The 18,165-nt window shown below is 34.4% G+C and carries 16 protein-coding genes; 9 read left to right on the top strand and 7 right to left on the bottom strand.

Going from position 1 to position 18,165, the window contains the following annotated elements; translation table 11 throughout:
* Nucleotides 1-267 precede the first annotated feature (267 nt).
* From KGF36_RS02520 to KGF36_RS02500, 5 genes are all read left to right on the top strand, one after another.
* The gene (locus KGF36_RS02520) at nucleotides 268-957 is read left to right on the top strand and encodes a hypothetical protein (protein WP_227854542.1); all 690 of its coding nucleotides are present in this window, start codon (nucleotides 268-270) and stop codon (nucleotides 955-957) included.
* Nucleotides 958-2,148, top strand: a complete 1,191-nt coding sequence (locus KGF36_RS02515) for a hypothetical protein (protein ID WP_227854541.1) — start codon at nucleotides 958-960, stop codon at nucleotides 2,146-2,148.
* A gap of 112 nt (nucleotides 2,149-2,260) precedes the next feature.
* A complete protein-coding gene (locus KGF36_RS02510; protein ID WP_227854540.1) occupies nucleotides 2,261-2,737 on the top strand; it encodes a JAB domain-containing protein in 477 nt (158 codons plus the stop codon).
* Nucleotides 2,727-3,008: a hypothetical protein gene (locus KGF36_RS02505; protein WP_227854539.1), complete on the top strand. Its 282-nt coding sequence runs from the start codon at nucleotides 2,727-2,729 to the stop codon at nucleotides 3,006-3,008. Before KGF36_RS02510 ends, KGF36_RS02505 begins: the two co-directional genes overlap by 11 nt.
* A 90-nt stretch (nucleotides 3,009-3,098) precedes the next feature.
* Nucleotides 3,099-3,296 (top strand): hypothetical protein, encoded by a 198-nt coding sequence (locus KGF36_RS02500; protein ID WP_227854538.1) that lies wholly within the window; start codon nucleotides 3,099-3,101, stop codon nucleotides 3,294-3,296.
* A gap of 41 nt (nucleotides 3,297-3,337) precedes the next feature.
* Here KGF36_RS02500 and KGF36_RS02495 read toward each other — a convergent pair whose 3' ends face one another.
* The 5 genes from KGF36_RS02495 to KGF36_RS02475 all read right to left on the bottom strand — a co-directional run bounded on the left by KGF36_RS02495 (nucleotide 3,338) and on the right by KGF36_RS02475 (nucleotide 9,495).
* Nucleotides 3,338-4,801: a relaxase/mobilization nuclease domain-containing protein gene (locus KGF36_RS02495; protein ID WP_227854537.1), complete on the bottom strand. Its 1,464-nt coding sequence runs from the start codon at nucleotides 4,799-4,801 to the stop codon at nucleotides 3,338-3,340.
* Nucleotides 4,802-4,832: 31 nt separating this feature from the next.
* A complete protein-coding gene (locus tag KGF36_RS02490; RefSeq protein ID WP_227854536.1) occupies nucleotides 4,833-5,372 on the bottom strand; it encodes a hypothetical protein in 540 nt (179 codons plus the stop codon).
* 349 nt (nucleotides 5,373-5,721) lie between these two features.
* Nucleotides 5,722-7,425, bottom strand: coding sequence for a phage/plasmid primase, P4 family (locus KGF36_RS02485; RefSeq protein WP_227854535.1), 1,704 nt, complete (start codon nucleotides 7,423-7,425; stop codon nucleotides 5,722-5,724).
* A gap of 158 nt (nucleotides 7,426-7,583) precedes the next feature.
* Nucleotides 7,584-7,841, bottom strand: coding sequence for a helix-turn-helix domain-containing protein (locus tag KGF36_RS02480; protein ID WP_227854534.1), 258 nt, complete (start codon nucleotides 7,839-7,841; stop codon nucleotides 7,584-7,586).
* 868 nt (nucleotides 7,842-8,709) lie between these two features.
* On the bottom strand, nucleotides 8,710-9,495 hold the full coding sequence (locus KGF36_RS02475; protein WP_227854533.1) for a hypothetical protein: 786 nt from the start codon (nucleotides 9,493-9,495) through the stop codon (nucleotides 8,710-8,712).
* A gap of 176 nt (nucleotides 9,496-9,671) precedes the next feature.
* Here KGF36_RS02475 and KGF36_RS02470 point away from each other — a divergent pair, with 176 nt between their 5' ends.
* The 4 genes from KGF36_RS02470 (at nucleotide 9,672) to KGF36_RS02455 (ending at nucleotide 15,886) form a co-directional block, all read left to right on the top strand.
* Complete coding sequence (locus tag KGF36_RS02470) at nucleotides 9,672-9,872, top strand: excisionase (RefSeq protein WP_227854532.1); 201 nt, start codon at nucleotides 9,672-9,674, stop codon at nucleotides 9,870-9,872.
* Nucleotides 9,873-9,943: 71 nt separating this feature from the next.
* Nucleotides 9,944-11,137 (top strand): tyrosine-type recombinase/integrase, encoded by a 1,194-nt coding sequence (locus tag KGF36_RS02465; RefSeq protein WP_227854531.1) that lies wholly within the window; start codon nucleotides 9,944-9,946, stop codon nucleotides 11,135-11,137.
* 326 nt (nucleotides 11,138-11,463) lie between these two features.
* Nucleotides 11,464-13,230: a site-specific DNA-methyltransferase gene (locus tag KGF36_RS02460; protein ID WP_227854530.1), complete on the top strand. Its 1,767-nt coding sequence runs from the start codon at nucleotides 11,464-11,466 to the stop codon at nucleotides 13,228-13,230.
* Nucleotides 13,223-15,886, top strand: coding sequence for a DEAD/DEAH box helicase family protein (locus KGF36_RS02455; RefSeq protein ID WP_227854529.1), 2,664 nt, complete (start codon nucleotides 13,223-13,225; stop codon nucleotides 15,884-15,886). Before KGF36_RS02460 ends, KGF36_RS02455 begins: the two co-directional genes overlap by 8 nt.
* A gap of 314 nt (nucleotides 15,887-16,200) precedes the next feature.
* Here the strand turns inward: KGF36_RS02455 and KGF36_RS02450 are convergent, their stop codons facing one another.
* Together KGF36_RS02450 and KGF36_RS02445 are read right to left on the bottom strand one after the other, a co-directional pair.
* Nucleotides 16,201-16,554 (bottom strand): hypothetical protein, encoded by a 354-nt coding sequence (locus KGF36_RS02450; RefSeq protein ID WP_227854528.1) that lies wholly within the window; start codon nucleotides 16,552-16,554, stop codon nucleotides 16,201-16,203.
* Between the two features lie 81 nt (nucleotides 16,555-16,635).
* Nucleotides 16,636-18,078, bottom strand: coding sequence for a cell wall-binding repeat-containing protein (locus KGF36_RS02445; RefSeq protein ID WP_227828819.1), 1,443 nt, complete (start codon nucleotides 18,076-18,078; stop codon nucleotides 16,636-16,638).
* Between the last annotated feature and the right edge of the window lie 87 nt (nucleotides 18,079-18,165).

Raw genomic sequence — 18,165 nt, 5'->3', positions numbered from 1 at the left:
ACATCAAAACCCGAGGAACATCCAATAATTTTTGGGGTAGATAAAACTTTTTTAAATTTGTTTTGTCTAAGTTATATAAAAATCAAAATATAATCTAAAGGAGAAATGAAAATGAAAAAACTGTCTAAGGTATTTGCCTTAACAATCGCAACAAGCCTTATGGCTTTATCCCTTACTGCTTGTGGGGGTAGTAAAGGTGACGTAAAGACTGCTAAAGAACCAATTTCTGCTTCTGAAGCATTTAATCAAGAGGGGATATGGTTTTATATGGGCAATGACGGAAAGGTTGGTAAAGATGAAAATATTTCATCCATTTTAGTTTTTGACGGAAAAGGAAATGTCACAGATTATGATTGTAGCACTCTTACTTTCTCTGATTTGAAAGAACTTTCAAATGATGAAATAATATCGCTTGCCAAAAAACTTGATAAGGATGTTTTTGAGTCCGATATTTCTAATCTTAAATCAAGTATTGATAAAGAAATAACAAATATCTCTGAAACAAAGGGAGCTATCGTAAATGAGATGAACGAAGTCAAGGAATTAGAACCAGATAAATCCTCTGAAATTGAAGAATTCTACAGTGAAGACATTGACCTTTTACAAGTGGATTTGAATAATTTGGATAATTTGCTAGCAGAAGTTTCTAATCTTAAATATAAAGAGCCAGATGCTGTTCCTTATACCATCCATATCGAAACAGATACTTCGGGGAATAACACAAAGGAAGAAACTCTTTCATTTGAAAAAAAATATCGAGCTACATATTATTCAGATAATATGACACAAATTGAAAATAGTTCTACTGCTGAAATTCAACTTTTCCCTGACTATGGAATTCAGACTGTGTATGATATGAATTTTAGAGGATTTGCTACTATAGTAACTCTTGTTAGCGAAGACCACGCAGGATTTATATTAGATACTCCGGACGCTAAAGGAATTGAGGTGGATTAATTGAATAAAATCAAAGAGTGGCTAAAAAGCCACACCAAACAAGCGATAGCAATAGCTGTCGCTATCGTACTTATTATTATCTTTGCTATAGCTGGTGCGACAAGTGCTTTCAGCAAAGATTCTGAACCAAAATCCGAAACATCTGTAACTGAATCTGAAACTGTCAAAGAAACCATCATCGACGAAATCAAGCTTAACGTCACAGGTGACGACGCATGGACTACTGAATCAAGCCCTGCTATCGTTCACATCAAAGGCACTGACAAAGACACGAAGTCCACAGACTTCTACCACGCCATCTCTTACGGCAAAGAAGAACCAAAACTATCTCTTGTGTCTGGTGAATACGAAATCACTGTCGTTGCACCTATCAATGTGGACGGTTCTATCCACGTCTTAGCTAACGCTAATAAAGACACTGACGGAGACGGCGAAAATGATGCCTTAGCATTCAATTCTGCTGACTTCGCAAACGCAAAGACTGAAAAAGAACAACTTAAAGTTGAAATTACTATCAAGCAGATTCCTGCTGACCAAGTAACTGACGACATGATGAAAGAAGTCGTTAGCAACATCAAGACTGCTATCGCTAAAGGTGATGAAACGCTTAAAGGCGATAACGGAAAGAAAATTCTTGAAACCGTTAACAAAAACGTAGATGCTAACGAGCACATCAGTGACGAAACAAAAGAAACAACCGAATCCGCTCAGTCTGAGACTGAATCCAAACCTACGGAAACTGTAAAACCTGGTAACACGGGTGATACGGGCAAAAATGACAATTCCGGTAACTCAGGTAACACCGGAAATACGGGTAAACCGAATAACGAGAAACCTGCTCAGAAAGAACCTGTTTGGGTTCCCGAGAAAGGCCACTACGAAGACATCGTAGAACAAGTTTGGGTACCAAACATCGTTACTGTCGTTGTCACACCAGAAAAGACTGAACAAGTATTTGACTACATGACATATTACTTCCCTGAAGACGGTTACTCAACCACAAGCGCATCTGACTGTAAAGCACACGCTGTAGCGTTAATGCAACAGGGATTAAACGGTAACTACCAGCAACAGGAACACTACAAGACAGTCACTACATCTGCCGTTACCAAACAAGAAGACCAAGGTTCTTACCAGAACAAAGTAACTGGTCAGAAATGGGTCGTTGACGTTCCAGGTCACTGGGAATAACCCACATACACTACTTAAGCATTTCGCTTAGGTAGTGTATTTTTTTATTCAACTTCCTTTTCAAAGAATGCCTATCGGCATTCGAGAGTACGAGCAAAAGGAGGATTTCTATATGAATATTAGAAAATATGTTTTAGAGCTAAATGACGAAAGGCTGCCTACAATGGTGTGTGAGGATTCTTACGATTATGAGAAAGCAACTGCTTTGAATAGTCCTGCTGTAATTGCGGAAATGTTAGAAACTTGTTTCCGATTAAAACACAAGGTAGAAGAACACGTTGTTGTAATTGGTGTAAATAAAAGGCTACATCCAGTAGCATTATTTGAATTAGCACATGGTGGCTCAGCTGACTGCTATTTTTTGCCAAAGGAATTACTTACTAGAGCCTTGATGTGTGGAGCTAACGGTATCATTGTCGCCCATAATCACCCTAGTGGGAATACGCTACCTTCAGCAGATGATATTGACATATGCAAGCGTATTGAACATGCATCATCCATTATTGGAATTGATTTAATCGATTTCATAATCGTTGGCGATGATACTTACAGCTTCAGAGAAAGAGAGGAATTAACTAATGAAATTTGAACATATTAATAGCTTTGCTGACCTAGCAGAACTTGTTGGTTCTATGGTACTTGCTAATGAAATGACGTTACGTCAGTTACAAATTATTAACGGTGATATATGCGTTGGGGAGACTGTGTTTCAATTTTATATAATTTCCAATCCAGAATTTTTATTGAAATTCACAAATGAATTGGTCTTTTATGATGATGAACTTTGCCTTTACGTCTGGGGAATTAAGCACTTCGGAAAAAGCTGGTATCTCGTTCCGCCACCAGAATTTCACGAATAGAAAGGAAATATCATGTCATTAGAAAATTACTACAAGCCTAGAGAACATATCAAAGTTGCTAGTGATAAAATCTTAAATCCAAATGAGATTATGGCAGGGATGCTTGCCATAGAACAGCATACAGGAAATATATTTCTTGTGCCAAAGGTTCTTGCCTACAATGCAGACAATCAAGGTGGAAAGCCAGCAAGCACACCAGCAATGGCGGCAGTGCCTACAGGGCAAGGCAACTTCATAAATGTGAAAAATTTAATTCCATTACACATCAGTGACTTGTTTCATGAATAAAAAATAACGACTTCCAAAGCGGGAGTCGTTATTTTTTTCAATCAATCAATTTCTAGGTTTTTATCCATTGTCTGCTTATAATCCTCATATACAGATTCCATATCGGCACTTACATTTCTTCCTTTACCTTGTGAAATGATAGTGTTGTTATGAATCGCTTTTTGAGCCGATTTCAGCCGTTTTTCAGAATCCCACATGGCTTTACGACTCTCGTATAATTGTTCTTCTGCATCGTTTAACTGAACTTGTTTGTGTTCAGTCATTACGTCTATTAAAAGGAATGCAAACATCTGAGCAAACATATCATTTATCATGCGGTCAACAGGGTTCTTTGCTTTACTTTGCGAATGCTTGAATATTTGTTGTAAAGCATAAAATGACGGTGTTTCTTGCTTTCTTAGTACATCTCTGTATTCTTTTGATGCTATATATTCTTTTCTACTGGCATCTACGTCACTTTGAAGCATTGCTATGTAGTCTTTAGGGTTATCCTTTATTTGCATAATACGTTTTCGATTTATCGGGTTTCCATGGCTTCTATGTGCCACCTCTAAGCTATCAAGCATGGGTATTACATCATCGTCACTTAAAATAAAAGATTGTAAGAAAGAATCGTTATCTCGATTAGCTTTCTTAGTTATATCTATCATATTTAGATTCATCGTATTTTTCTCCATTTCTTTATTAAGTACAGGTTCAATCTCTGTATGTACTTCTTTTTGCTCTGCCTGTTTTTCGGTAAAATATTGTTCAATACTGCCTTTTTTCAAATCATCCGCCAGCTTTTTTCCTGCTCTACGTCTGGAACGTCTTTCACCAGCAAAGCCCTTTTTCGTATGATATGTCCAGCCTTTATGGATTTCTCCTGATTGTTTATCTGCTTTCACCGTTTCCTGCAGGGTAATTCCCTCAGCATTCAGTTTTTCCTCAAATTCTTCTAGGGATTGAGATTGATTTCTTATACGTAGTATCGTATCACCTAAAGTTCTGCCATAGTAACTCTCTGAATCTCTGACTTCTTGCCATAGCATAGGCTTCTTCACAAAAGCAGGCTTTCCTATCGTTGACAGACCATTTTCAATGCAAATCTTATCGGCTACACAAGCTACATGGTGATGCGACAGGCCATGCGATACCGCATGATCTGTCGTTACGTCTTGATTGACCACCATTACATGACCATGTAGACAGCCACCCTCACCGTCACCATGCATGGTTACCCAACAGGGAGAATGTGGTGCTAACTGTTTACATATCAAATAAATAACACCCATCGCTTGCTGGACATCTTGCGGATTCTCTGGCTTTAACTCATCAAGACCAAACGATACACGTACTTCATAGCCACCAATTTTGCGTTTAGTGTGTTGTTTTAACACAGCTTCCGCATAACTGGTAATCGCTTCTCTTGAACCCATATCGCCCATTTCTGCAAGGATACGGTTTGTATCATGCTTTATGTGATGCTTGCGCATATCACCGTTGCCTAATTCAGTATACGACATTCACCCTCTGATGTTGGAAAGTGCTTGAATATTAGTCGTCGCCATAATTGTATTCCTCCAAATATCTATCGCCAACTGTTCGCAGTCCGTATAAATAGTTATCAATTCCTTTATCAACTTCGGTATCCACATCAACAACAAAATCTTTGCGAGATTCCTCAACTTTTTGAATTAATTCCGAAACCTTGTTGACGATTTCTGGCACACACTTCACAGCCTGAAATGTGCTTAGAAATTCATCATTATCCATGTATTTATAATTAACCTGTTTCGTAATTAATGACTTTGCAATCTGATTTACATGAACACCTAACACTCTGCATTCAGATGCTAATTCTTCTAAACTTGCATTATGAATGTTTTTTACTTCTGTTATTGTTACATTTTTCAAATCATGAATCCCACCTCGTAAAACCTGAGAGCGAGTCATATGTAACTTTTCGCAAGTCGTATCTAATACATCTATATCAAAGTCACTCAATCGTACTTCGACACGATGTTTCTTTTGGATAGCATCTAACTTCTGTCTTGTTGCTTTCGTACTTCGTTTTTGATAATTAATTTCTTCCATTGTTACTTCCTCCTGATTTTAATTTCATTGTTTGACGAAAGGGGATACTTCGCAAGCATGGGAGTTGTACGTATAAATTGCGATTCACGCAATTTTCACTTCTCCTCCCGCTTGCAAAGGGAAATATCCCTTTGAACCCTTTTTCATCAATAGCCTATTTTTTCACCAACGACTTGGTGAAAATCAAATAACTTATAAAAGAAAAAAAGCGATATACTATTAGCTTATGGAACTAAGTTAGTTCCTATATTGCTAAAGGTAATCGCTTTTTTTACGGTCGTGCCAACGATAAGCTCTTTACCGCATATGGCATTCAGGAATTGATAATTCCAACGGGCTTTGTATCTATTTAATTGTTAATAAGATTTGCATCTTTACGTAACTTGATTGCAGTAGGTGTACGCTGAATACCACGATACTTTTTCCCATCCATAACTTGTGATGGTGTGCAAATTTTATTGGGGTCTGAGCCTTTGTATGTAGAATCCCTGAGAGCAATTACGTTAAATTTCAAAATGAGTGGCTCTGGGAAATCAACTTTACCTCTGGGGCTTACTTGATTAATTGTTACATCCCAATCAGGATACCCGTCTTCAAGTAATTGTTTGACTTCTTTGATAAATCCGGTTTTTGCAATTGCTTTACCTGATGGTACGCTTGATGTAAACCACCCTAGATAGAACATATAAAGAAAATCATAAGGAATTAAATCCCATGAAAATTCCGAAAGGCTTTCATCAAGGAATTGACGTACAGGGTCATTGTAGTGCTTTACTTCATCTAATAATTCAGTACAAGCTGATGGCTCAGATAATTCATAATAGTCCATATTCAGAACTTTATGTAATGCATATACTAATACGTCATTTCTGCCAAGATAGTCTTTTTTGATATATTTACGCTCAATGCCTTTGAATGATTTACTCATTGGTATTGGCAATAAGCGACGATACAGTGATTCTGATTTATCCTGAAATTTGGGGATTTCATTAACACATTGAACCATCATACCCTCAAAACGAATATCCTTTGGTTCTTTCATTTTAATGTTGATACGAATCACATCATGTATTATCGCTGCCTTGAATGCATCAGCTGAGCTAAGGAAAGTCTCAGTGTCATTTTCATCAACAATAACGGCAGATGAATACATGAGCGGTTTTAGCATAAACTCCTTACCAAAATCTCTGATTGGAATAGAAGTGAACGCACCTGACCTGCAAAGGTTACGCATGAACTCGCACAAAGTTCCTTTGCCATTATTCCCAACTACGGAGTACAGCAATACTGCTTTATTCCAACGTATAGTAGGGCGGATAATACTGCCAACCACCTGCCACAGAAGTTCAACCACCTCAGGGTCATCTGAAAGAGATTGCATCCATGATTCTACATCCCAAGGCTCACCATCTGGCATAATAATAACAGGGTTTGTAGGATTCGGAATATAGTCTACATGAGACTTTGTTGTGAATACATATTCTGGGTCAAAGTCCATGAGTATTTTATTTTTGTAATCAAAGATGCCGTTATTAACTGGTATAAGGTGCTTTTTATTACAACGAGTACGTTTTTGTGTAATATTCTCAAGTGCCTTTGTCACTTCTTGAATACCTTTCGTATCTATCGTAAAATTATATTTACGAATTATTTCTTCTAGTGCATCTTCTCTAGTGTCATAGATACCACGGTTATCGCCTGCTTCTTGGTAAAGTCCAATAGTATAATTTCCGTCATCGTGAAATCCTAACCAACATATACGACAGGCTCGATATACCTTAGTTATTATCATTGCAATCTGTGTGTTTTCTAATTTCTTTAATATTCGATATCGTTCGGCAGGGGCTTTCTGATTTGGGTATTTATCATTTAAGGATGCATTCGCTGGTACGTTGGGGTCTTCTGGACCCATATTGTACTCACGAATAGCTCGATTAACAATATTCAGTAATTCTGCTTCAATAGTTGTTGGTGATGGTACTGAGTCCATATCAATATCAGCAAGATAATCTGCTGTTGTTGTTTCAATAAGTGAATTATAAGTTTGTTCCATGATAGGCATCTCCTTTTTTTTGTTTGATTTTGATGTATTTAGTTACAACAATCTTGCGATTTCCTTGAATTAATATAAGGAGATATGGTAAAATATATGTAACTAAAGAATAGATGTCGTCCATATGTGTTTGTAGCACTGGGTGACTATTTTTTTGTCTACATTCCGTTTTTGCGAATGTAATCTTGAAATCGTTGACTGTCAATCTTATAGCCGGCTGTTGCACCATGAGAGAATTTAACGGTGAATAACTCGCCATTTTGCTTTATCATTTCATAGACTCTACTAACTGAAACACCAAAGTACACACTGGTTTCTTTGACGTTTAGAAAGGCTTTTTGTGATAAAGCAGACAGGAGTTGATTGTATTCCTCATAGGTAACATAGCCAAGGGCTGTTCGCTTCAAATTATTCATTTTTGCCTCCTTTCTAGTCATAGGAAAACGCAAAAAAAGCGCTAAACCTATGGACTTTTGTTTGTCCATTAAGATTCACCGCTTTACATACGATTATTAAACCAGCGTCAGCTCTATCTTCGCATATGAGGATTCAGGAGGATTTATTCGCTATAGCACGATACCTTCCAACGAGCTTTCGGATGTGAATATTTAATTTATGGAAGTAATTTTACCATATCTTTTCCTATCTTACAAGTACCTTTTCATTTTTTTGCTTAATACGTAAATCATACGTACAATACAAGACAACCGATGTTATCTGGCTCATTTCATGAGAGCCAGTTTTTTTCTTGTCTATCAAGGGGTACAAGCAGAATCAAAAAATATTAGCTCAAACCATAAAGCGAGGTTGAGTCATATTTTTTGTTGACTATCAAAGAGTACAGGGTAAGTGGCTCACATGGCTCAGGTTTTTCGAGTTTCTTTTCTTTATGAGTTATATCAAATCATAAAACACTTTTATTTAGTGTTAAGTTGAAAATAGGTGAGCCAAATGAGCCAATACGCTTAATGCCCTTGTGTATCAAGAAATTTCTTGGCTCATTTTGAAAAATAGCAAATGAGCCAGATGAGCCACGATGTATTCTTTCCCCTGATATACAAGGGGAAATTGTACCTTGAAACGTGAGCCAATAAAAGAAATAACAGTTTACTACTTTTTCTATGTACAGTGATTCTCTTTTGACTATCTGCTTTGAGCGTTAGCGAAAAGCTACCATTCCAGTGAATGTACTGCATACAGCAATAAAAAAGCAAGCAGGCATGAAAGCCTGCCGAGGGATAGTAAGGGTATCAGTATGAATATATGCTCTTATAGCATTGTTTGCTATTTCCTTTTTTTCTGAACATACCCTTTTTTCTTTTTCAGACGTAAATAACTTCGCCGAACAACCATTTCCTGAGATTTTGCCTGATATGCATCTATCGCTGTATATTCACCACCACGGACATAATTTTTAATATCTTTCATCAGTAATTCTTCATTCAAAGAAAACTGCTCATTGAATAACGCTGTAATCATAATCTCTAATTTGGTTTGTTGAAAAAGACGTTCGATTTCTCGTTCTTCGCTTTCGCTTTGACGTAAAAAGGTTTCATATAACTTTAGTGTTTCTTTATCTTCATCAGATAAATCAGACCTTAGATGCATCCCTTTTTTTTTAAGAATCACTAATTCATCTGCTGTTACATATTGTTTCAATCCAAATCTATCAGCATCAAGAAAATTTCCGTCAGCTTCTGTAAGTCCTGCTTTTTTTAGGAGTTTGCGACGTTCTTCTCTAAATGCTTCAAATTCTTGTTCTTGTTCAAATTGAATTTCTTTATTTGTTGTATAGGTTAAGTCTTTTCCTGCAACTTTCCTATAATAGCGTTCTACCTTGGCATCATTGAAATAATCCTCAACATCTGCCCAAGTATAGTAACGTGCTTTCCCTTTGTCCTTGACTAAAACATAGGGCTTTTTATTCACGCTCATATATCGCTGAATATGTCGGATGATATTCGTATCATCAAAATCCATTACAATGCTATATTCTTCTTTTACACGCTCTAAAATATCCGCGATTGTCAAAGGGTACTCGTCACTAATAAAATCCTTTGTTTCTGCCATGTTTTCAAACTCCTTTGTTATATTTGACGTTTCAATGAGTAAATGTCGTTTTGATTATAGCATAAATACGTTATTTGGTCACTATTTGTCGTTATTGATGTCGTATGAAATGTTGCATAATAGGGTCATGGTCATCGATGCACCAAATAACAATTACATAAAGGAGCGTGAAAAAGATGAAGAACGTTGTACCTATTCACGAGAAGTATATGCTTTCCATTGAAGAAGCAAGCCAGTATTTCCATATCGGCGAAAACAAGCTACGCCAAATTGTGAATGAGCAAAAAGGAGCAAACTGGTTATTTTATAACGGCAAACGTCTATTAATCAAGCGTGAGATGTTTGAGCGTGTCTTAGACGAAATAGATACCATATAATCATTCACTGAACCTTGGTGTGTTTCATTACACATCAAGGTTCTTTACATAGAGAAAGGAGCATATTACAGATGCAAAAAAGAGCTGATAAAAAAGGCAGACGTCTTTTTAATGGAGAAAGTCAAAGACCTGATGGCAGATATGCCTATAAATATATAGATGCAAACGGAAAGCCTAAATTCATTTACTCATGGAGACTTACTGCAAATGACACTCCACCAAAAGGGAAGCGTGATTGCATCCCGCTTAGAGAACAAATAAAGGCTATCGAACGAGATTTAGCTGATGGCATTGATACACTGGGTAAGAAAATTACTCTATGCGAACTTTACGCCAAACAAAACAGAAGTCGTGCAAACGTTAGAAAAAGCACTATAAACAGCAGAAAAGCCCTGATGGATGCCCTACGAGAAGATAAGCTAGGAAGTCGGGCTATTGACTGTATTAAGCCATCAGATGCCAAGGAATGGGCTATCCGCATGAAAGAAAAAGGGTTCGCATACAGTTCAATCAATAATTTCAAGCGTTCCCTTACAGCATCCTTTCACATTGCTATCAGTGATGACTACGTGAGAAAGAATCCATTCAATTTCAATTTAAAAGATGTCATTGCAGACGACACCAAGCCAAAACAAGCATTAACAGAAGAACAGCAGGAAAAGCTACTTGCCTTTGCTGAAATTGACTATGTATATAAGTATCATTACAATTCCATCGTCATACTTCTAAATACTGGACTACGTATTTCTGAACTATGTGGGCTGACTGTATCTGATATTGATTTTGAAAGTAAGTTTATCAATGTTGACCATCAACTTCTAAAAGATAAAGATGGTTATTATATTGAGCCACCAAAAAGTGAAAGTGGCTTTCGGCAAATACCAATGAGTGAAACAGTATGTCAAGCATTTCGACAAGCCATAGAAAACCGTAGTCACGCACAACCAATTACAATTGATAATTATAGTGATTTTATTTTCCTGAACAAACAAGGGAATCCAATGTACAGTACCTTATATACATCTACGTTTAAAAACCTTGTTAAAAAATATTGTAAGTATTATGGCGAAGATGCGTTACCTAATATTACACCGCATATTTTCAGACATACCTTTTGCACCAATATGGCTAATAAGGGCATGACCCCTAATAACTTGCAGTATGTCATGGGGCATAAGAACATTACCATGACTTTAGGTTATTACACTCACGGCTCACATCTTTCAGCCCAAAACGAAATGAATAAGTTCTTTGAAAATCACTAGTGAAAATGATGTTTTTATTTTCATTTTATTTGTCCACAATATTTTTTAAATGAAATTGTTAATACATAGATTACAAAATTGCAAATTGAAAATAACTCCAAAACAGAGTATAATAATGTTGTTAAATCAAATTCTAAAGTAAATAAAATTATTTGTGGATAGGCTTTGAATTTGATGTAGTATTTCAAAATTAAACATACATTTATTAACGGTAAGGAAACTGATGTAGATACTTGGCAATAGCTTACATAGATTTAGTGTAGAAATTTTGGAAAAGCAATGATTAATTACAAAGTAATAATAATATCTAAATTGGGGGATATGGTGTGAGTAATAAGTTAGAACTAACTTGGTATGGAAAAGAAAAAAAACTTAAAATAGAACCAAGATTATTAATTGAAAATAAAGAATTATCAAATACAGAGTTTGATGCTGATACAGAGAATATGTTAATACATGGGGACAATTTGTTGGCACTAAAAGCACTGGAGAGTAAGTATGCTGGAAAAGTGAAATGCATTTACATTGACCCTCCTTACAATACTGGAGCAGCATTTGAACATTATGATGATAATGTTGAGCATAGTATTTGGTTGAATTTAATGAAAGCTAGGCTTGAAATTTTAAAAAGACTAATGTCAGACGAAGCTTCAATATGGATTCAGATAGACGACGAAGAGCAGGCATACCTTAAAGTTTTATGTGATGAGGTTTTTGGAAGAAAAAACTTTATTAATATGATTTCTGTAAATATGAAAAATGTTGCAGGTGCATCAGGTGGAGGAGAGGATAAAAGACTGAAGAAGAATTGTGAATACATATTAGGCTATGCAAAGAATTATGACAAACTTCCTGTATTCACTGGAGTTTATTCTTATACAGAAATGTCCGACTTAATCCAAAAATATATAGATGAGGGTAAAAGCTGGAAATATACGACAGTCCTTATAAATCCCGGAGAAAAAGTATTTTATGGCACAACTATTGATGGTGATGGAAATGAAATCAAAATTTATTTGAGGAAAAATCCAATAATGATGTCAATTAAACAAGTTGCAAAAAAAGATGGTATAAGTGAAAAAGAAGCCTACAAAAAATACGGAACTAAAGTTTTTAGAACTACAAATGCTCAATCATCAATAAGAGCGAGGATTCTTGAATTCAGGAAAACAGAAAATATAAGTGATAGCATTCTTTCAATTGAGTACGTGCCTAGGTCAGGAAAAAACAAAGGCAGTATATATGAGCAATTTTATAAAGATGACGCTTGTAATTTGTTTGTATGGTTAAAAGATACCAGTGAAGTCATTGATGGGGTTTTATACAAAAAAGATTTACAGGGTACATATTGGGATATGAATGCTTGGATGAAAAATGTTACAAGAGAAGGTAGTGTAACATTCCCTAATGGGAAGAAGCCTGAGCAAATCATTAAACAAATCATCGGCATGACTACTGATGAAAATGATATTGTGCTTGACTCCTTCTTAGGTAGTGGTACTACATCTGCTACTGCACACAAAATGAATAGAAGATGGATAGGTATTGAAATGGGACAGCAGGCATATACTCACTGTAAAGTACGACTTGACAAGGTAATATCTGGTGAGGATAGTGGTGGTATTACTAAATCAGTTAATTGGCAAGGTGGAGGTGGATACAAGTTCTATGAACTTGCTCCATCACTTATTAATATTGATATCTTTGATGAACCCGTTATTAATAAAGAGTACAGTGCAGATATGCTTGCTTCGGCTGTTGCCCTACACGAGGGATTTAATTATCAACCATCTGAGGATGTTTTTTGGAAACAATCTGTAGGGAATGAAAATTCATATTTGTTCGTAACTACAAGGCATTTAACATCTCAATACATTGACTCAATTAAAGATGCAATGGCTGATAATGAATATCTTATTATAGCGTGTCGTTCATTTGATGCAGGTCTTGAAAAAGAATATAAGCAAATAACAGTCAAAAAAATTCCAAATATGTTACTAGCAGATTGTGAATTTGATAAGGATAACTATAACTTGAATATTATTAATCCACCTATGTATGATGATTTTGAGGAGGATGAAGCTGATGAATAGTAGTGATAAATTTCCTCAATACACGCCAGAGTATATAAGTGGGGTTATGTCACTTCGAACACCTCAAACTAAATCATTGGAAATTCTAGATGATATTGCAAGTGACATTAAGCTAATCAACAGGAATAGTGATTTAGTTACATCGTTGTCAGATATAAAAAGTAAATATCCTACTTGTACTGACTTTGAAAAAGAGTTTATTTCGTTGACATTTGCATTAGCAACTGGTGTTGGAAAGACAAGACTTATGGGAGCTTTTATTAGTTATCTATACACGCAACATGATATTAAAAATTTCTTTGTTGTTGCCCCAAGTTCAACTATCTATGAAAAATTAAAAAAGGACTTAGGCGACCCATCACATCCAAAGTATGTTTTTAAAGGTATGGGATGTTTTATAAATCCGCCAAAAATTATTTCTGATGAAGATTATAGAAATAGAAATCTCTCATTGTTTGAATCAGATATTAATATATTCATTTACAATATTGACAAGTTTAATAAGGAAAATGTTAAGATGAAAAGTTTTAATGAGTACTTAGGGCAATCTTTTTATGATGAACTTTCTAACTTGAATGATTTAGTAATGATAATGGATGAATCTCACCACTACCGTGCGGAAAAAGGAGCTTTAGCATTAAATAAACTAAAACCAATATTAGGTTTAGAGTTAACGGCTACACCCCTTGCAAAAAAAGGAACGAAACAAGTTCCATTTAAAAATGTTGTGTATGAGTACCCACTTTCTAAAGCAATTGAAGATGGGTATACAAGAACGCCATTTGCAGTCACTAGGTCAGATATCAACTTTTATAATTTTGGGGATGAACAAATTGATAAATTAATGTTACTGGATGGTATAACTTGTCATGAAAATGTTAAGAACAAACTTGAAGTCTATGCCAACAATAACAATAAAAGATTAGTTAAGCCCTTTATGTTGGTTGTTTGTAAAGACACAGAGCATGCAACAGTAGTAGAGAATTTTATCAAATCAGATGAATTTAGGAATGGCGAGTATAAATATAAAACAATTACAGTTCATTCAAAAATGCGTGGTTCAGAGAGTGAACAAAACATGAGACTTCTTCTAGATGTTGAAGATATTAATAATCCAATAGAAATTGTAATTCATGTTAACATGCTTAAAGAAGGATGGGATGTAAATAATTTATTTACAATTGTTCCATTAAGAACTGCAACATCAAAAATTCTGAGGGAGCAAATGGTAGGTAGAGGATTACGTCTTCCTTATGGTGAGCGAACAGGTGATAAGGAAATAGATGCTGTAATGTTAACTGCCCATGACAAATTTAATGAAATTTTGTCAGAAGCCCAAAAAGGTGATTCTATTTTCAAGGCTGGGAATGTTATTAAAGTTGAAGAGATTGAAGATGAAAAAATTATATATACTCAGTTAGCATTAGATACAAATAAGGATGAACAACTTGAAAGAGCATTTCAGCATACAAATGTGGATAGAACAACTGAAAATGAAATGCTACTTAATAAAGCAAATAATGCAATTAAAGATGCTGTAAGTAACCATGTACATACCACAAAACGTGTAGAGGAGTCATTAGATGACTTAGGTAAGAAAACTATCGTATCTTCAATTGAGGCCCAGCTAAAAGAAGATGTTGATTTGGGAACTACTTATTATGATAATAAAGATATTTTTAGCGCATGGATTGTAAAAGAAACTGAAGAAACTTATCGAGCTATCGTAAATAAATTTATTCCTATCCCAAGAATAAAGATAACTGATAATGGTGTAGAAGAATATTGTTTTGTTGATTTTGATATTGATTTAAACGATTTTAATCATATTCCAATTGAAAATGATATGTTAATACAAAGTTTAGAAAATCTATCTGATAGAGAACGTATTAAAGGAAACATGATAGATTTTGAAGGATACAATCCTAAGAAAGTGATATTAGAAGAATTAAGGAAGAAACCTGAAATTGACTATGAAAAGAATACTGAACTAATAATTAAATTGATTTCACAAGTGGTTAACTACTACGAGAGCAAATATAGCGAAAATGGTATGCATAATATAGTCATGATGAATAGAAAAGATATCTCAAACAAAATGTACTTACAGATGATGCAGCACTTTTACTGTGAAAATGGATTTCTTGTAGAAGAAGTGGTAGATGTGAACAATGTCAATATTCAACAAGCTCATACTTATAGTGAGCAAAAGAATTTGTATGAAAATTACACAGATAATATACGCTCTATCTTATTCACTGGAATAATAAAAGGTGTGTTTGACTGTGCAAAATTTGATAGTAAACCTGAGCTAATTTTATCAAGAATTCTAGAACGTGATGATTTTGTCAAGAATTGGTTAAGACCTGCAAAGAAAGAGTTTAACATAACCTACAATAATGGAAAACAGTATGAACCAGATTTTGTTGTTGAGACTGATACTAAAGTTTACCTTGTTGAAGTCAAAGGTGAAGACAAATTGAATGAGCCAGATGTCGTTGCAAAAAAGAAGCGTGCAATAAAGTACTGTGAAGTAGTTTCAAACTGGGGGAAGGCAAACGGATATAAACAATGGGAATATCTATTTATTCCATCAATGCAAATACATGAGAATTCGTCATTTAAACAACTTTCAAAACAGTTCGTTGAATTGTAAAGTAAAAAACTTTAACATTTTGTTGAGGTTTTTATTTTGTGATATGTAGAGAAACGAATAGTTTTACTACTTAATTTACTACTTTAGAAGAAGACGCTTTAAGCCTTTATACACCAAATCATAAGTTAGAAGGTATTATTTAAACACCTACATTCCACTTTATACAAGGGGTTGTAGGTGTTTAAGAAGTTTTAATAAATAAATCCAAAATATGGCTAATGTTTATACAAAAAAGGAAGTGTCTGAATTGATTTTATAAAATCAATTCAGACACTTCCTTATTAATACATTTTGTTTAATATATTTTATTTAATTTATCTTTTAAAAATTTTCATTTTTTGACAAATCTTAGTGGTTATATATCCAATCATATAAAAGGCTGCATAAAGTAAAACATAGATATATGCTGAATCATTTAAAAATATATACATTAATATTATATAAGTTATTAAAGATACTACAAGTGATAAAATCAAGTTAGTTTTACTCAATACACAAACTATCCCTTGAATTAAAAAAGCAATTGGAAAAATCAAAACCATACCTATTACAAAAATCCCTTTGGCAGGAATATCTGGTATATTAAATATATCTGTAGCAAAAGTTAAAAACATTAATAACATTATGATTGTAGGAAATATAATACTAAAAACATTACTTTTTTTCATGATAAATTTTCCTTATTTGTAATTTTAAATTAGCTATTTAAATGAAACCCAATAAATATAGCTGTTAAATTAATAATTTAATTACTTTGTCGCCTCAATTTCTCCCATCATTCTAACTAAGTCTTGTCCATATTGACCACCAGCCCAATTATTAGAAAGACTTTCAACTGTTTTAGCTTTCCCAAATAAAGATTTTTCATGTCTAGGGTCTACTGGATTTGAAAGTGGATAGCCCTCTTGTCCTGCATATAGACATAAATGTTGAATTTGAGCTAGTATTCCCTCTTCCCAAGTATCAAATCTTGAGTGTGCATTTTTGTCAGTATCAGAACCACCAACAGAAGTCTTAAGTCCACAAGGATTCTTAAATGATGCATCTAATACTCCACCAAAATTACAGAAACCAGTTTCTTTTGCTGATTGAGCTACTGCTAAAACAGGATTTACACCTTCTTGAACAGCTGTATCATATAGTATTGGTATCAATTCTATAAATAAATCATTTGCTTTTTTAGATTTAGCCCATTTTAGACAAGCTTCTAAACTAGCTGTTGGTTCACCTAATATACTTGTCTCATCTTTTATAGGTGAATCCCCTTTTGTAGATGAATCACCATTATTCTGTGCAGCAGAAACACATTTATTATACACACTATCGCTTATTGAACCTAATCTAGTAATCTTATCTGCTCCTGCTAGTATGGATTTATCACTATCTTCTGATACTAATACAATTGGATTATCTTTAGCAATTGTAGAACCTGTAAGAGCATTCACTAAATCATATCCATCACTTAAATAAAATTCTGATGAATCTGGATAAAATTCTTTTATAACTTTTTTATTTGTATCATATCTATCTGAACCACCAAGTCTCTTAGAGTTAGTCTTGTTAACTAAACTAGTACTCATAGAAATACTTCCACCTACAGCATATGATTTTACATTACTTGTTGAAAAAGGAACACTTTTTCCATCTGTAAGTACTATAGGAGCTACATCTCTTACTGAGACAGGTGCAGCACTTATAGTATCAGCCTCTCCTTTATATGCATTAGTTAATATAACTTCATCAACTTTTTTAATGGTACTTACTTCTTTGGCAACACTATAACTAGTCTTTATTCTATCATCTCCACCTAGTCTAGTTACTTGTGCTCCTGTATTTTTCAGCTCAGTTTCTACTGACTTACTTATTGACAACTCTTTACCTATTATGTATATCTTTTTTACATTTTTTAATCTTTGTTTTGTTTCATTTGGTATGTTACTTTTTTGAGCAAGCAAAATTGGAGCATCTACAGCACCAGCAAGACCACTTGCTGAAAGACCATCTGCTATAGAACTATCCATATTTACCACAATGGCTGTATCATAGCTCGTTTTATCTGCTATTAATCCAGCCGTCTCATATATGTTCTTACCTTTAATGGTATCTGATGTTAATGCACTTACATTAGGTGCATTCATTAGAAATATAGCTAATGTTAAACCTAATGCTAAAACTCTTTTAATTGTTCTCATATTCTTCCCCCTTGATATATCAAGCTTAATCCAAAAATGACTATAACATAGTAATACATCTACGCTATAGTCATTTATTATAATTTA

Source organism: Clostridioides sp. ZZV14-6009, from assembly GCF_020658095.1.
Classification (GTDB): Bacteria; Bacillota; Clostridia; order Peptostreptococcales; family Peptostreptococcaceae; genus Clostridioides.
The sequence above is the reverse complement of the archived record's forward strand: the minus strand, read 5'-3'. Positions and strand labels throughout refer to the sequence as shown.

What these genes read in the sequence shown, in the direction of transcription:
- KGF36_RS02520 (WP_227854542.1), top strand. Translation starts at nt 268, where the DNA reads ATGGGCAATGACGGAAAGGTTGGTAAAGATGAAAATATTTCATCCATT.
- KGF36_RS02510 (WP_227854540.1), top strand. Translation starts at nt 2,261, where the DNA reads ATGAATATTAGAAAATATGTTTTAGAGCTAAATGACGAAAGGCTGCCT.
- KGF36_RS02505 (WP_227854539.1), top strand. Translation starts at nt 2,727, where the DNA reads ATGAAATTTGAACATATTAATAGCTTTGCTGACCTAGCAGAACTTGTT.
- KGF36_RS02500 (WP_227854538.1), top strand. Translation starts at nt 3,099, where the DNA reads ATGGCAGGGATGCTTGCCATAGAACAGCATACAGGAAATATATTTCTT.
- KGF36_RS02495 (WP_227854537.1), bottom strand. Translation starts at nt 4,801, where the DNA reads ATGTCGTATACTGAATTAGGCAACGGTGATATGCGCAAGCATCACATA.
- KGF36_RS02490 (WP_227854536.1), bottom strand. Translation starts at nt 5,372, where the DNA reads ATGGAAGAAATTAATTATCAAAAACGAAGTACGAAAGCAACAAGACAG.
- KGF36_RS02485 (WP_227854535.1), bottom strand. Translation starts at nt 7,425, where the DNA reads ATGGAACAAACTTATAATTCACTTATTGAAACAACAACAGCAGATTAT.
- KGF36_RS02480 (WP_227854534.1), bottom strand. Translation starts at nt 7,841, where the DNA reads ATGAATAATTTGAAGCGAACAGCCCTTGGCTATGTTACCTATGAGGAA.
- KGF36_RS02475 (WP_227854533.1), bottom strand. Translation starts at nt 9,495, where the DNA reads ATGGCAGAAACAAAGGATTTTATTAGTGACGAGTACCCTTTGACAATC.
- KGF36_RS02470 (WP_227854532.1), top strand. Translation starts at nt 9,672, where the DNA reads ATGAAGAACGTTGTACCTATTCACGAGAAGTATATGCTTTCCATTGAA.
- KGF36_RS02465 (WP_227854531.1), top strand. Translation starts at nt 9,944, where the DNA reads ATGCAAAAAAGAGCTGATAAAAAAGGCAGACGTCTTTTTAATGGAGAA.
- KGF36_RS02455 (WP_227854529.1), top strand. Translation starts at nt 13,223, where the DNA reads ATGAATAGTAGTGATAAATTTCCTCAATACACGCCAGAGTATATAAGT.
- KGF36_RS02450 (WP_227854528.1), bottom strand. Translation starts at nt 16,554, where the DNA reads ATGAAAAAAAGTAATGTTTTTAGTATTATATTTCCTACAATCATAATG.
- KGF36_RS02445 (WP_227828819.1), bottom strand. Translation starts at nt 18,078, where the DNA reads ATGAGAACAATTAAAAGAGTTTTAGCATTAGGTTTAACATTAGCTATA.